Below are 15,282 nucleotides of genomic sequence, written 5' to 3'. Positions count from 1 at the left end.
AGGGGTGACAATATAATGCAAACTACGATGCAATATCTATATACTAAAATGTTAATGATGTTTAATTTGGAGAATACGGATTTATATGTACGAATACATTTTGTACATTATCTTGTTTCATAAGTATTTCTTTCACATGTTTTCCAATACGGTGTCCTTCTTCTACGGTAATGTATGGATCTACAGACACTTTAATATCGACAATAACATAATGACCATGCTCCCGTGCATATAAAGAACCAATTTTTTTCACACCATCTACTTGAAGAACGGCCTCTCTAAGCGGAATAACATCCTCCTCATGAAGAACATGGTCAAGCGTTGCATGAATTGCTTCCGCTCCAATGCTCCATGCCATTTTTACAACAAGAAGTGAAACAACTAATCCTGCAATCGGATCAGCATATACGAGCCAGTCTATACCAAACTTACCACCGATTATAGCTGCACAAATACCGATTAAAGCTGCAATTGAAGAAAATACATCCGAACGGTGCTCATATGCATTTGCAATAATTGCATCACTGTTTACTCTTTTCCCTAATCGGAATTTATATTGAAACATTCCTTCTTTCACGACGATTGAAAGAACAACAGCAAATATCGTAATTCCTTTCGGCGGTTCTAGTTCTTGCGAAAAAGCTTTTATAGACGAAATCGCGATTTCAAGTCCCACAATAAATAATAATACCGCAACAATAATCGCTGAAATCGATTCCGCTTTACCATGACCATACGGATGATCCTCATCAGGTGGCTGCTTTGCCGCTCGCAGTCCAAAAAGTACAGCTAGCGAACCTATTACATCTGATGCAGAATGCACGGCATCCGCTAATAACGCTTTACTGTTCCCAATATAACCAATTACCGCCTTTACAATCGCTAATATAATATTACCAACGATCCCGACAATAGCACCAAACTCGGCCTGTTTAAAACGTTCATCTTTTTCCATAATTAAAATCCCTTCTTTTCTTAACCTATCTTTTTATTTTAACAAAAACAGCGATAACACCACCACTTTCTTCCATCTTCTTTCTGTTAAAAAGTTGCTATCTTATTGTATCCACAAACGAAAAAAGAGATGCCTCATAAAGAGACATCATCTTTTCTATACTTGCGGTTCAGATTCTACTTTCTCAACCTTCTTCTTGTTTTTTCCCTTTTTCAAACGACGGTTTTCAAGCATTAACCAAATTTGAGAGGCAACGAAAACAGAAGAGTACGTACCTACAATTAATCCAACAAGTAACGCAAACGAGAAGTTACGTAGTGACTCACTACCGAAGATAAGCAGTGCAATTACTGGGAATAACACTGTTAATACGGTGTTAATCGAGCGACCAAGCGTTTGGCGAATACTTGCATTTACGATTTCTTCTAGATCTTTTATATCGCGCACTCGTTTTTTCTGTTTGTATAATTCACGGTTTCTATCAAATGTAACAATCGAGTCATTAATAGAATAACCGATGATTGTTAGTACTGCAGCGATAAACGTTAAGTCTACCTCTAGTTGGAAAATACTAAACATAACAATCATAACGAATGCGTCATGTAATAATGCAAGCACTGCAGATAACGCATACGTAAATCGGAAACGAATACTTACGTATAAAATGATAACCGCAGAAGCAATTAATACTGCGATAAATGCATTTCGTGCAATTTCTTTACCAATTGTCGGTGAAACTGTACTTACGTTTGGATCTGTACCATATTTATCGTGGAAGAATGTTTTTGTTTTCGCAATTTCATCTTTTGATAAAACACCTAATGTACGAACTGCGAAACCTTTATTGTCATCTCCAGTCGGTACAATATTTTCTTCCTTCACATCAATGTTCAATTCTTTAAAATCTTTATGAACATCAGACACAGTAACGGCTTGTTTTGATTGCAAGTCGATACGTGTACCACTCGCAAAGTCAATACCAAGATTCAATTTGAAAATTGGTAAGATAATTGCACCCGCAATTACAACTACAATCGAGAAGATAAGGAATTTATGACCGATATTTACGAAATTAATACGATCAAATCTCGTTGGCGGATGTACTACCCCTTTTGTTAATGGAATAATATCCTTTTGTTTCACACCAAAATATCCTGGTTTTTTATCAAAGTAACGGCTCTTTACAAGTAAACCTAGTAAGAAACGAGTACCGAATACGTTCGTAATAAAACCAACTAAAATACTTACGATTAAACTTGTTGCGAATCCTTTTACAGAGCTATTACCATAAACGAATAACACACCAGCTGCTGCAAGAGTTGTAACGTTTGCATCTAGAATTGTTGCTAATGAACGATGGTTACCAGCGCGGAATGCCGACATCATGGACTTACCAATTTTCAACTCTTCTTTCAGTCTCTCGTACGTAATAATATTCGCATCAACTGCGATACCTACTCCGAGCACTAACGCCGCAATACCTGGCAACGTAAGAACTGCATGCATCCAGTTAAAGACAAGTAATGTAACGAAAATGTATAAACCTAACATAATAACCGCTACAAGTCCTGGTAAACGGTAGAATACAAGCATAAATAAGAAAATAAGAGCGATACCAATCGCACTAGCGAAAATCGTTTGCTCTAACGCTTGTTGACCAAATTTCGCTCCAACAGATGTTGAATACATTTCTTTTAAATCAACAGGAAGTGCACCTGCATTTAATAAAGATGAAAGTTGTTTCGCACTTTCAACTGTGAAGTTTCCACCTACGATAGATACTTCAGCTTGGTTAAATACTTGGTTTACTGTTGCTGCTGATAAGAATTTCGGATTCGGTTTTGCAGATTCTGCTTTGTACGAATCTTTTCCTTCTTCAAAATCAAGCCAAATTACCATTAAATTCGTTGGTGGTGGCATTTTTGAAATTTTTTCAGTTACTTCACGGAATTTTTCAGCGCTCTTTAGTGTAAGACCTACGCTCGCACGGCCTTGCTCATCAAATGTTTGCTTCGCTCCGCCGCCTTTTAAATCCGTTCCGTCCATAAGAAGATTATCATCTACATCACGGAATGTTAATTTCGCTTGTGTTGATAACATTTCACGTGCTTTTTGCTGATCTTGTACACCAGCAAGCTGTACACGAATTCGATCTTGCCCTTCGATTTGAATGTTCGGCTCACTTACACCGAGAACATTGACACGATTCTCAAGAGCACCTACTGTACTTACAAGTACGTCTCGATCGATTTTGTCACCTTTTTTGGCTGGTTTTACTTCATACAGAATTTCAAAACCACCGCGAAGGTCTAGTCCTAGACTAATTCCTTTTGCTATGTCTTTTCCTGCCGCACCAATTACTCCACCGATTAATAAAACGATGAGGAAAAAGGCGGCAATTCTCGTACCACGCTTTGCCATATGTACCCTCTTTCCGCTACTAACACTTTAAATAAATCTCTTACGATTCACTTTTACACGTGTGCATACGTCTAGTTAGTAGACTTCCTTTCTATAATTTTGCTAGCTCATCACTAGCTGTGCCGGTACGTTTTCACGATACCTGCACTTTCATTATTTGTTTTCTCTCTTCACTACCTCCTTTATATATGATCTTAGACATAATTATTTCCTGATTATCAATACCTATCATTATACTGCAAAAGGAAGAACAAACCAATTGCAGTCGGTTATTTATTTTCATATTCATCAAATGACCAAAGTGGCGCTTGATATGCTTCAACAGTTAAATATGTCATATATTCATTAGCACTTACTGTTAATACGTCATTAACTAATTCATACAATCTAACATCGCTGTCTATCTTCTTCCACTTTTTCACTTTAAGAAACTTCCAAATGTCATCATCTGTCACTCTGTCGTAGCCGAACATTTGAAACTCTTCTACTTTACTTTCTAAAACGACTTGTAACTGTCCGCGGTATGATTCTACCAAAGCCTCTCTATCTAACATCTATAACATCTCCTTCTTATTTCGCACGAAAAGTCGCTTTTATTCCCGCTCTAATGGACAGCAATAACTACTTTCAAGAGCACTATCATATTTCACTCTCTTAAATGCTTGTCATTCTTGTCTCGTACGTGCATATAAATTATTGTAAATCATTCCATTGATTTTGAGAAGGTAGGAGAAGAACATGACGAGACAAAGCTTTTTAAAAGGCGCATTTATTTTAATGATAGCCGGCTTTATTACAAAAATACTCGGCTTTATCAACCGCATAGTAATGGCACGTATTTTGGGAGAAGAAGGCGTTGGTCTTTATATGATGGCCGTTCCTACATTCATTTTAGCAATTACATTGACACAAATTGGTCTTCCTGTCGCAATCGCAAAATTTGTAGCAGAAGCGGAAGCTGTGAACGATAAACAAAGAGTTAAAAAAATATTAACCGTATCACTAGCTGTTACATCCGTTATTAGTATCATTTTAACAATCGGAATTATGTTCCTCACACCTATTTTAGCAAAAACATTATTAACCGACGAAAGAACGTACTATCCATTAATGGCCATTTTGCCCGTTGTTCCTGTTATTGCTGTTTCTTCTGTTTTGCGTGGTTATTTTCAAGGGAAACAAAACATGAAACCTAGCGCTTATGCGCAAGTTCTAGAACAAGTCGTCCGCATTACCATTATCGCTATATGCATTCAATTATTTTTACCTTACGGCATAGAATACGCTGCAGCCGGCGCTATGTTATCAGCTGTTCTCGGTGAAGTTGCATCGTTATTATTTTTACTCACGTTATTTCAGCGAGAAAAACATTTATCAATACGCTCTGGATTTTTCACTACTGTAAAGGAAAGCAAAGAGACATTTTATTCTCTGATGGATATTGCCCTTCCAACTACAGGAAGTCGTTTAATCGGCTCCGTTTCATATTTTTTTGAACCTATTGTCGTTATGCAAAGCTTAGCAATCGCTGGTGTCGCTGCTTCTGTTGCAACCCAGCAATACGGTATATTAAACGGTTATGCATTCCCGCTTCTATCACTACCCGCCTTTATTACATACGCTCTCTCTACAGCGCTCGTCCCTTCTATTAGTGAAGCAATGGCAAAAAGACAACATAAATTAGTGGAGCACCGTTTACAACAAGCACTTCGAATTTCATTAATTACCGGCGGATGGTCTGTCGTTATATTATACGTATTCGCTTCTCCTGTTTTAACTCTTATGTATGGATCAGACAGCGCAACAGCATTCATTCAACTTCTTGCGCCTTGCTTTTTATTTCATTATTTCCAAAGTCCACTTACCTCTGTTTTGCAAGCTTTAAACTTAGCAAGAGCTGCAATGATGAATACATTTATTGGAGCCATCGTGAAATTAATCGTTATTTTTGTACTAGCATCAAGGCCAGAATTTCAAATGATGGGGGTTGCTCTCGCTATTGCAGCAAATATTGTAACAGTAACATTTCTTCACTACGCTACTGTTTTAAAAAAGATTACATTTACCATTTACGCAAAAGACTATATTTTCGGCGGACTTGCCATCGGTATCGCAGGTGCCTTCGGTTTTTATCTTCATAAATATATTATTTTCTCTCATGCCCTTGGCATACAAACATTATGGGAAATCACTTTAACAACAATTGTTTATATCGTACTTCTCTTCACTTTCAAACTCATTCGAAAAGAAGAGTTAAGTCGTCTCCCTATCATTCGTAAACTTTCATTTTTGAAATAAGGTGAAACTTTAATCAGTGGGGTAATCTCCACTGATTATTAGTTACACTAATCATTCTTACTCTTTCAAAGAATAAGTCTCTAATTTTCTTTTACATCAACAAAAAATTTCCCGTTTTGAAAACTACAGTATAAAATTTGTGTTACATCGTTATAACCTAAGTTTTTTAATTTCTCAATAAGCCATGCATCTGTATGTTCAATCATTTGTAAATGACTAGATTGAATTTCTCCATCAATAATAAGAGGAAGCGTAAACTGCAATGTATCTTGTTTATTTTTTTGTTTTTGAAAGACAGATAACTTCCCAGACGGTTCCAAAATAGCATATTCTACATCCCGAATATCTCCAACTCCTTGTTCCCTTAATTGCATCATTAAATCATCTATATTATAACGTTGCTTTCTCATCTTCTTTTCATCAATCTTTCCCGCGTTTACAAGAATAGCCGGCTCACCTTCTATTAAATGCCGAAAGCGTTGATACTTTAGGGAAATGACTGACAAAATAATTTGGATGCACATAAGAAAAGTCATCGGAACTAATTGATGCCAAAGTGATTTATCGGTATTTTCAATTGCCACTACAGCCATTTCTCCAAGCATAATAAATACGACTAAATCTAATACACTTAGCTCTCCTATCTCACGTTTACCCATAAGACGAAAAATAATTAAGATGATGATATATAAAAGCATTGTCCGTCCAATTATTGATATCCATTCCATTTCTACATCTCCTTTTTTACGTATAGACTCCCCTATAAAAAAGAAACTAGTCTAACTTAGACAAAAGGAAAATATGCTTGTATTAAAAAGGGGGAATGCATAAATGGATGGAACGAAAAAATTATCAACTGCAATTGGCTTCGGTATTGTTACACTACTAATTCTCGCATCTATTACTAGTATGATTATGGCTCTTTTATTAAAGTTTACGAATATAAACGAAGGGACATTAACCGTTACTATTTTTATACTCGCTCTTTTATCTATGCTTATGTCTGGATTTACTGCCGGCAAAAAGGCTCAAGGAAAAGGTTGGCTAGTAGGTTTCACAACAGGTCTCACGTTCACTATACTCGTTTTTCTAGTTAACTATTTAGGCTTTTCTCAAACTTTATCGAACTCACAATTACTTTATCAATTAGCATTAATGGGGGCGAGTACACTCGGTGGTATTTTCGGTGTAAATATGTCAAAGCAAAGTAACTAAAAAAGGCCCTGCATATTTCATGCAGGGCCTTCCAAATTAGTTTTTCACAACTTCACGAATCGCATTGCGATCGAACGTTAAGTGTGAACCACCAGATTTAATAACAATTTTCGTCTCATCTACTGATTCGATTGTACCGTGTAAACCACCGATTGTTACGATAGCATCACCTTTTGCTAACTCACTTTGCATTTGAGCAACTGCTTTTTGACGTTTTTGTTGCGGGCGAATTAATAAGAAATAGAAAATCGCAAACATCGCAACGATCATAACGATATTCATCATACCTGCATTCATCTTTTGTTCCTCCTTTTAAATTATGTATTAGAAGTTTTTAGCATTCGGTTTATTAAAGCCATACTGTTCAAAGAACTCTTCGCGGAAATCGCCAAGACGGTCTTCACGAATAGCTTGTCTCACCTGCTCCATTAAGTTTAACAGAAAATGAAGGTTGTGATAAGACGTTAAACGAATTCCGAACGTTTCATCACATTTCATTAAGTGACGAATGTACGCACGAGAGTAGTTTTTACATGTGTAGCAATCACAGTTTGGATCAAGCGGACCGAAGTCTCTTGCGAATTTCGCATTTTTTACAACGAGGCGACCTTCACTTGTCATACATGTACCATTTCGAGCGATACGAGTTGGAAGTACGCAGTCAAACATATCAATACCACGAATTGCGCCATCGATTAACGAGTCAGGAGAACCTACACCCATTAAGTAACGAGGCTTATTATCTGGAAGAAGTGGTGTTGTAAACTCAAGTACACGGTTCATAATATCTTTCGGTTCGCCTACAGATAAACCACCTACAGCGTAACCAGGGAAGTCCATTGAAACAAGATCTTTCGCACTTTGACGACGAAGCTCTTCGTACTCTCCCCCCTGTACAATACCGAATAAACCTTGATCTTGCGGACGTTCATGCGCTTTTAAGCAACGTTCTGCCCAGCGGCTCGTACGCTCTACAGATTTCTTCATATATTCAAAAGTAGCTGGGAATGGTGGACACTCATCAAATGCCATCATAATATCTGAACCTAATGCATTTTGGATTTCCATCGCTTTTTCTGGTGATAAGAATAATTTATCTCCATTTAAGTGATTGCGGAAGTGAACGCCTTCCTCTTCAATACGACGGAAGTCACTTAAACTGAATACTTGGAAACCACCAGAGTCTGTTAAGATTGCACGATCCCAGTTCATAAATTTATGCAAACCGCCTGCTTCACGAATAATTTCATGACCTGGACGTAGCCATAAATGATACGTATTACTTAAAATAATGCCAGAATCCATTGCTTTTAATTCTTCTGGTGACATTGTCTTAACTGTTGCAAGTGTACCAACTGGCATAAATGTTGGTGTATCAAATGAACCGTGCGGCGTATGCACACGACCTAAACGGGCACCCGTTTGTTTACATGTCTTAATAAATTCATAACGAATTGCTGTCATAACTTACTCCTTTTATTTGTTTCTCATTTTAGCGTGAGATGCAACGAACATTGCATCACCGAAGCTAAAGAAACGATATTTTTCTTTTACTGCTTCATTATAAGCATGAAGTACATTATCTCTATTTGCAAATGCACTTACAAGCATAATTAATGTTGATTTCGGTAAATGGAAGTTTGTAATTAAACCATCAATTGCTTTAAATTCATATCCCGGATACATGAAAATATCTGTCCATCCAGAAGCGGCGCAAAGCTTACCTTCATGATCTGTTGCAATTGTTTCTAACGTACGAGTTGATGTCGTACCTACAGTAATAATACGTCCACCATTCTCTTTCACACGATTTAATAATGCCGCTGTCTCTTCAGACATATGATAATATTCTGCGTGCATATGGTGTTCTTCAATCGTGTCTGCAGAAACTGGTCTAAATGTTCCAAGTCCTACGTGAAGTGTAATGAATGCTAACTGAACGCCTTTTTGCTTTAACTTCTCAAGTAACTCTTCTGTAAAGTGAAGTCCCGCAGTCGGCGCTGCTGCTGAACCAATTTCTTTCGCATATACTGTTTGATAGCGATCGCGATCTTCTAGCGTCTCTTTAATATATGGAGGAAGTGGCATTTCCCCAAGTTCATCTAAAATTTCATAGAAGATGCCATCATATGAAAATTCAAGCTGACGTCCACCTTGATCTGCAGTTCCTGTGCAAGTTGCTTTTAATTTCCCTTCGCCAAAAGAGATAACAGTTCCTTCTTTTACACGTTTCGCTGGCTTTACAAGCGTTTCCCACTTATCACCTTCTTCTTGTTTTAAAAGAAGTACTTCAATGTGCGCGCCTGTATCTTCTTTCACACCGTGCAAACGAGCAGGCATAACTTTCGTTTCATTTAAAACTAAGCAATCCCCCTCATGTAAGTAAGAAAGAATGTCCGTAAAATGTTTATGCTCAATATCACCTGTTTCACGGTCTAACACCATTAATCTTGATGTTTCACGCTCTTCTAACGGGACTTGTGCAATAAGTTCTTCTGGTAAATGAAAATCAAACAGATTTATATCCATAGCTATATCCACCTATTTCTTATTTAAATCGATTTATTATATACATAATAAAAGATAATACAATACTTAACACAATACATGTAATGATAGGAAAATAAAAGGTAACGTTTCCTTTTTTCACAAAAATATCGCCTGGAAGCCTTCCAATGAACTTCCAAGCTAATCCAACAACGATGAGTAAGATCCCGGCTGTAATAAGCAGCTTTGGCATCTCCGTCATACGTTTGGTATCTCCATTCCGAAATGTTCATACGCAAGCGGCGTTACAATTCGGCCCCTTGGTGTTCGTTGTAAAAAGCCAATTTGTAATAAATACGGCTCATACACATCTTCAATCGTATGAGATTCTTCTCCAATTGTTGCTGAAACCGTTTCTAATCCAACTGGACCGCCACGGAATTTCTCAATAATACCAAGCAGTAATTTATGATCAATATGATCTAGACCTAATTTATCTACTTGCAGTAGCTCTAATGCCATTTGTGTAATTTCCATCGTAACCGTTCCATTACCACGAACTTGCGCGAAATCACGTACACGTCTTAAAAGACGATTCGCAATACGAGGTGTACCACGAGCACGTCTTGCAATTTCTAATGCAGCTAATGAATCGATTTCAACTTCAAATACTTCTGCTGTACGTTCAACAATCGCAGAAAGCTGATCTACTGTGTAGTACTCTAACCTTGAAAGTACACCGAAGCGGTCACGAAGCGGTGCCGATAATGCTCCAGCACGTGTCGTTGCTCCAACTAATGTAAATGGCGGTAAATCTAGGCGTACAGAACGTGCTGAAGGCCCTTTTCCAATTACAATATCAAGGCAAAAGTCTTCCATCGCAGGATACAATACTTCTTCAATTGATCTATGCAAACGATGAATTTCATCAATAAATAATACATCCCCTGGCTGAAGCGCTGTTAATACAGCAGCTAAATCTCCTGGTCTTTCAATTGCGGGACCTGAAGTTGTTCTAACATTAACGCCCATCTCATTGGCAATAATATTCGCAAGCGTCGTTTTACCAAGACCTGGCGGTCCATATAAAAGCACGTGATCTAACGTTTCTTCACGCATTTTCGCCGCTTCAATAAATACTTCTAAATTATGTTTCGCTTTATCTTGGCCAATATACTGACGGAGCGTCTGTGGCCGTAATGAATATTCTAAATCCGCATCTTCATATGCAGATTCCCCTGAAAGGAGACGTTCGTCCATTATACTCACCTCTTACCATTTAGTAAAAGACTAAGTGCCTTTTTAATATACTGATCCGTCGTTAATGCTTCTTTTAATAACTCTGGTACAACACGAGAAACTTCGCGTTCTGCGTATCCAAGTGCGCGCAGAGCCTCCAGTGCCTCATCAAGCTCAGCTGATGAACCTTTCTTCTCATCAAAACGTTCTGCGTCTGAGAATAAATCAACAAATGCATCTGGTACGACATCTGCTAGTTTTCCTTTTAAATCTAAAATCATTTGGCGTGCTGTTTTCTTTCCGACGCCTGGGAATTTCACTAAAAACTTCTCATCTTCATGCTCAATCGCTTGAACGACCTGTCCTGTTTGACCAGAAGCTAAAATTGCAAGAGCGCCTTTTGGCCCAATGCCAGACACGCCTAACAACTTTGTAAATAATAAACGCTCTTCACGTGTTTTAAAACCGTAAAGTGCCATAATATCTTCTCTCACATAATGATATGTATAGACACGGATTTCTTGCTTACTTCTTTGAAATACATACGGATTTGGTGTGAAAATTTGATAACCAATTCCATTATGATCAATTACGACATATTCCGGCCCTACATACTCCACGTAACCTGTAACATATTCAAACAAAATACGATCTCTCCCTCTTAAATCATGTATTCCATTTTAACATATTTAATGATAGAAAAGCGAGATTGCCCCAACAAATGTTCTCCACTTGAAACTTCTGTTATTTTCCATTGACAGAAAGGTTAAAGCACCTTAATATACAGAAGTCGATAATGATTATCAATACTAATTAAAGGGGTTACATCAGGATGAAACGTAAGCTATTTATTTTATTTACTATTATGCTTGTTGTTCTTTCTATCGTTGGCTGTTCTTCTCAAAAAGAAGAATCGAAAGCAAAAGAACAACCGAAAACAAAAGTTGTAAAACATGCTAAAGGTGAAGCTACAATTCCAGTAAATCCAAAGAGAATTGTTGACTTATCTGGATCAACAGAAGAACTATTACTTCTTGGACATAAACCTGTTGGTACAGCAAATACATATAAAGATAAAATCCAAAATCACTTAACAGACAAGTTAGATGGAGTAAAAGCAGTAGGTTGGTACTGGGCACCTAAAGTTGATTTAGAAGCTGTTACTGCTTTAAAACCAGACTTAATTATTTTAAACAACCGTCAATTAAAAATTTATGATCAACTAGAAAAGGTTGCACCTACAGTTGTTCTAGAAACAAACTTAGAAGACTGGCGCGGTAAGTTTAAAGAAGTAGGTAAACTATTTGACGAAGAAAAGAAAGCAGACAAATGGATTGCAGACTACGATAAAAAAGCAGACTCTCTATCTAAAAAAATTAAAGAGAAAACAAAAGATGAGAACTTTATGTTCGTCGCAGTTACACCACAAAACTTCCGCGTATACGGTAGCTTCGGATACGGTGACATCATCTTTAACGACTTAAAACTTCCAGCAACAAAAGGCACAGATTTAAAACAAACGATGGCGCAAGTATCGCTAGAAGGTCTTGTTGCATTCCAGCCTGATCAAATGTTTATTGTAAACTTCGGCGGCGAAGCTGATAAAGTTTACGAAGACTACAAAAACAGTGCCGTTTGGAAAGACAATAAAGCAGTTAAAAACAATCACGTATATGAAGTATCAAATGAAGTCTTCAATACGAAAGCATTCAATCCAATCGGAAAAGATATGCTAATTGATGAAATCGCGAAAGAAATTTTAGCTAAAAATAAATAAGAAAAAAAGCAGCTCACCATGAGCTGCTTTTTTTCTTACTTTGAACTGCGTATTGCTTCATTTTTTCAATCGTCTTCACAAAACCTTCTTTTGATTTAATACGAATGCCACGTTTCAATTTCGCACGTTCATAGCTCTCAAGCTTTTTCATATCAATTTGAAAGAAAGAATGGATCGCATTATCATTTTTTGGCACACCTTTGAAAATTTGTAATATCCCTTCCTCTGAAACACCAAAATACCCGCTCGTTTTCAATAACGGAGAAATATCATCAACTTTCTTTTGCAATACAATTTGTACATCATCACGATCAACGAGCTGCCATTCTTTATACTGCTGTAAAAACTTTTCTAAATCCGTCACTTTTTCTGTAAGTATTTCTTCGCTTACTTCGCCATCAACATACATACGCTCTAATAAAATTGTAACCTCAGGTTCTTTTTTCGTTACCTCTGGTACTGGCCCTTCCGCCTTCACATTCGTTTCATAAACGAAACAAAACATCATAACGAAAGCTTGCATCGCAATCAGTATCCATTTCATTTCCGTTCACCTCTTTTAGGCAAAATCAAACTTTCATTAGTAGTTTTTCCGGAAATGGGGGTTTTATCCATATTACATTTCTTTCGAAAATATAAAAAATGCAGATAAGGATTCACCTCATCTGCATGTATCATTTACTTTTATATAAAATGAAAGACGCCTGCAAAGCAGGCGTCTTGATGCGTTTACGGCGAGAGACCAGGCGACCACATTCGCGTGTTTAGCACTTAAGCATATCTCTCGTCTTACGTAAATTAGCTCATCGCTTTGCTAATATAACATTAATAAAGTATAAGTGCAACATGTTTATAAAAATATTTTATTTCCTCTTTCATCTAAACAAATTATATGTAAATTATAAATTGATAAATGTAATGTATATGTTACAATTAATGTAACAGCGAAATCATAATAAACAGGAGATGGGTAGTGTAAAAAAAATAAAGGATGAACGTCTCATTCTGCAAACGTTAAAAAACATACGTATTGTCTTTCTTTTTCAATCACTTGGTATAATCGGTGTTTTAGGCTATATCGGATTCACTGAAGGAATAGATCAAATTACGAAATCTCCATTATGGCTAGTATTTATTCTTACGAGTATGATCCTTAGTTATTTACAGTTAAGTGTTTCAATCGATGTAGAAGAAGGCGAAAAGGAAATAAAGTTAACTCCTTATTATAAACTTGTCTTCCGCTCCCTTATTGTAGGAATCGTTATGGCTATTATTTATATCATTTTCAGTCCAGAAAGACCTCTATTTGAAGCTATTTTAACAGGTAGTATTCTTTTCATCTGCTTTTTAGTTTCTTATTCCGTTAGTTATTTTATTAAAAAACGTCGTTTACAAGACAACGATGAATAAAGAGGAAGGGCTCCCCCTTCCTCTTTTGTTTTGCTATCGCACTGTACCAGTTAAACCGTAACGAATGTCTCGGAACATATTCACTATGTCACGATTAAAATCGTTTGTAACTGTACCGTTACGTAGACGCGTACTCATTGCATCGACACGAGTAAACATATCATTTCTTACAGAAACATATACGTTTCTGTTTCCAACTTCATTTGCAACAGCTTGACGAATTTCGTTCGCCATCGCCGTTTCATTTGTCACTGTGTTACGTGGTTTTACCGCAATCGCTACATCGTTTCCATATACAACTGTAGATACACGGTCTACGTTATTCATACGTTTCACACGATTTGTTATTCTTTCAGCTGTTTTACCATCATTGTTAATGTATGAATTGTTCATTGTAATATTACGAGTTGGATGCGGATTAGCAATTTGTCCATTGTAATTTACATCACGGTAATAATTGTATCCTGTATCGTTACGACCATTTCTATATGTTACATAATCTGTATAACGATCATTACGCGTCACATTATCACGATACTGATGTGTATCATTATAAGATGTACGCTCGTAATTGTAGTTACGTCCATCCATTGCATTGTTTTTTGGTGTACCACATGCAGCTAATGCACTAGTAACTAACAAAGAAGCAGCAATCACTTTTACTTTCGTATTCAATACAAAAACCCCCTCTGTTAGAATGAGCTTCTCTACTGAAAAGCTCCCTCTTATGATGAGTAACAGAGAAGGTTTTTACACTGTTAATATTTCACTGGGAATTTTCTAGCACTTCATAAAAAAACTGCCTTTTCTTAATTAACAGGAATGCAAAAAAGGCGGGAATACTCCCGCCTTTTTAAACTTCTTCTTCGTCCTCTTCTTCTGAAACGGGCTCTCCAAATACATTTGGTGGATCTGGTTGATAATACATCGTTCCTGGCTGTGGTGCATATGCAGACTGAGTTGGTTGATAATATAAAGGATTCGCATATTGCGGACCGCCTGGTTGTGGACTATATAGTCTACTTTCTCCTCCGCATCCACAATCTTCCTCACCCTGCACAAGCGGCGGCATGTTATTATCCATTGGCATCATATTCTGGTTTGGCATAGACGTATGTTGCGGTCCAAACGGCGCTCCTTGCTGATATGGCATTTGATATGGATTTGGTTGTTGATAATACGGATTCGGCGGCATCATGGGCTGTTGATACGGCGTTTGATAGGGCATCATATTTGGTGGTTGATTGTTATCCATAATCGGCATCATATTCGGCATTTGATTGTTATCCATAATTGGCATTATATTCGGCATTTGATTGTTATCCATGATTGGCATCATATTCGGCATTTGGTTATTATCCATAATCGGCATTATATTCGGCATTTGATTGTTATCCATAATTGGCATCATATTCGGCATTTGATTGTTATCCATAATTGGCATCATATTCGGCATTTGATTGTTATCCATAATTGGCAT

General features: G+C 37.1%; 16 protein-coding genes and 1 pseudogene. 4 read left to right on the top strand and 13 right to left on the bottom strand.

All coding sequences use genetic code 11. The annotated features are described in order from the left end of the window. Positions 1–61: 61 nt before the first annotated feature. From QO049_RS15590 to QO049_RS15580, 3 genes are all read right to left on the bottom strand, one after another. A complete protein-coding gene (locus QO049_RS15590) occupies positions 62–955 on the bottom strand; it encodes a cation diffusion facilitator family transporter (RefSeq protein ID WP_000409741.1) in 894 nt (297 codons plus the stop codon). A gap of 156 nt (positions 956–1,111) precedes the next feature. Then, positions 1,112–3,376, bottom strand: a complete 2,265-nt coding sequence (secDF, locus tag QO049_RS15585) for a protein translocase subunit SecDF (RefSeq protein WP_001119066.1) — start codon at positions 3,374–3,376, stop codon at positions 1,112–1,114. A 269-nt stretch (positions 3,377–3,645) separates the two neighbouring features. Further along, complete coding sequence (locus QO049_RS15580) at positions 3,646–3,930, bottom strand: post-transcriptional regulator (RefSeq protein ID WP_000886978.1); 285 nt, start codon at positions 3,928–3,930, stop codon at positions 3,646–3,648. A gap of 184 nt (positions 3,931–4,114) precedes the next feature. Here QO049_RS15580 and spoVB point away from each other — a divergent pair, with 184 nt between their 5' ends. Further along, a complete protein-coding gene (spoVB, locus tag QO049_RS15575; protein WP_284489324.1) occupies positions 4,115–5,674 on the top strand; it encodes a stage V sporulation protein B in 1,560 nt (519 codons plus the stop codon). A gap of 80 nt (positions 5,675–5,754) precedes the next feature. On the opposite strand, the gene QO049_RS15570 is transcribed toward spoVB, so the two are convergent. Beyond that, positions 5,755–6,402 (bottom strand): DUF421 domain-containing protein, encoded by a 648-nt coding sequence (locus QO049_RS15570; protein ID WP_000454818.1) that lies wholly within the window; start codon positions 6,400–6,402, stop codon positions 5,755–5,757. 103 nt (positions 6,403–6,505) lie between these two features. Here QO049_RS15570 and QO049_RS15565 point away from each other — a divergent pair, with 103 nt between their 5' ends. Continuing rightward, positions 6,506–6,889 (top strand): TIGR04086 family membrane protein, encoded by a 384-nt coding sequence (locus QO049_RS15565; RefSeq protein ID WP_000349148.1) that lies wholly within the window; start codon positions 6,506–6,508, stop codon positions 6,887–6,889. A 36-nt stretch (positions 6,890–6,925) separates the two neighbouring features. On the opposite strand, the gene yajC is transcribed toward QO049_RS15565, so the two are convergent. The 6 genes from yajC to ruvA are packed head-to-tail and all read right to left on the bottom strand — an operon-like array spanning position 6,926 to position 11,259. Then, positions 6,926–7,186: a preprotein translocase subunit YajC gene (yajC, locus tag QO049_RS15560; RefSeq protein ID WP_000991115.1), complete on the bottom strand. Its 261-nt coding sequence runs from the start codon at positions 7,184–7,186 to the stop codon at positions 6,926–6,928. Between the two features lie 27 nt (positions 7,187–7,213). Beyond that, the gene (tgt, locus tag QO049_RS15555) at positions 7,214–8,353 is read right to left on the bottom strand and encodes a tRNA guanosine(34) transglycosylase Tgt (RefSeq protein ID WP_000125365.1); all 1,140 of its coding nucleotides are present in this window, start codon (positions 8,351–8,353) and stop codon (positions 7,214–7,216) included. A gap of 12 nt (positions 8,354–8,365) precedes the next feature. Beyond that, on the bottom strand, positions 8,366–9,418 hold the full coding sequence (gene queA, locus QO049_RS15550) for a tRNA preQ1(34) S-adenosylmethionine ribosyltransferase-isomerase QueA (protein WP_000354034.1): 1,053 nt from the start codon (positions 9,416–9,418) through the stop codon (positions 8,366–8,368). Positions 9,419–9,437: 19 nt separating this feature from the next. Continuing rightward, complete coding sequence (locus tag QO049_RS15545) at positions 9,438–9,638, bottom strand: DUF2905 domain-containing protein (protein WP_000138162.1); 201 nt, start codon at positions 9,636–9,638, stop codon at positions 9,438–9,440. Further along, positions 9,635–10,636, bottom strand: coding sequence for a Holliday junction branch migration DNA helicase RuvB (ruvB, locus tag QO049_RS15540; protein ID WP_078186500.1), 1,002 nt, complete (start codon positions 10,634–10,636; stop codon positions 9,635–9,637). Before ruvB ends, QO049_RS15545 begins: the two co-directional genes overlap by 4 nt. A 5-nt stretch (positions 10,637–10,641) precedes the next feature. Then, positions 10,642–11,259, bottom strand: a complete 618-nt coding sequence (gene ruvA / locus QO049_RS15535; RefSeq protein ID WP_000464505.1) for a Holliday junction DNA helicase RuvA — start codon at positions 11,257–11,259, stop codon at positions 10,642–10,644. A gap of 188 nt (positions 11,260–11,447) precedes the next feature. On the opposite strand from ruvA, the gene QO049_RS15530 reads away from it, so the two are divergent. Beyond that, positions 11,448–12,392 carry an iron-hydroxamate ABC transporter substrate-binding protein gene (locus tag QO049_RS15530; RefSeq protein ID WP_000823606.1) on the top strand — a complete coding sequence of 315 codons (945 nt, stop codon included), beginning with the start codon at positions 11,448–11,450 and terminating at the stop codon, positions 12,390–12,392. Positions 12,393–12,405: 13 nt separating this feature from the next. Here QO049_RS15530 and QO049_RS15525 read toward each other — a convergent pair whose 3' ends face one another. Beyond that, positions 12,406–12,936 (bottom strand): BofC C-terminal domain-containing protein, encoded by a 531-nt coding sequence (locus QO049_RS15525; RefSeq protein ID WP_000871174.1) that lies wholly within the window; start codon positions 12,934–12,936, stop codon positions 12,406–12,408. A gap of 422 nt (positions 12,937–13,358) precedes the next feature. Between QO049_RS15525 and QO049_RS15520 the strand changes: the two genes are divergently transcribed. Continuing rightward, positions 13,359–13,802: a branched-chain amino acid ABC transporter substrate-binding protein gene (locus QO049_RS15520; protein WP_284489323.1), complete on the top strand. Its 444-nt coding sequence runs from the start codon at positions 13,359–13,361 to the stop codon at positions 13,800–13,802. Between the two features lie 33 nt (positions 13,803–13,835). Here QO049_RS15520 and QO049_RS15515 read toward each other — a convergent pair whose 3' ends face one another. Together QO049_RS15515 and exsA are read right to left on the bottom strand one after the other, a co-directional pair. Continuing rightward, positions 13,836–14,477 (bottom strand): YhcN/YlaJ family sporulation lipoprotein, encoded by a 642-nt coding sequence (locus tag QO049_RS15515; protein ID WP_001093542.1) that lies wholly within the window; start codon positions 14,475–14,477, stop codon positions 13,836–13,838. A 178-nt stretch (positions 14,478–14,655) separates the two neighbouring features. Next, positions 14,656–15,282, bottom strand: a pseudogene (gene exsA / locus QO049_RS15510) (spore coat assembly protein ExsA); the annotation flags it as partial.

Source organism: Bacillus sp. RB3 (genome assembly GCF_030164735.1).
GTDB lineage: Bacteria > Bacillota > Bacilli > Bacillales > Bacillaceae_G > Bacillus_A > Bacillus_A cereus.
The sequence above is the reverse complement of the archived record's forward strand: the minus strand, read 5'-3'. Positions and strand labels throughout refer to the sequence as shown.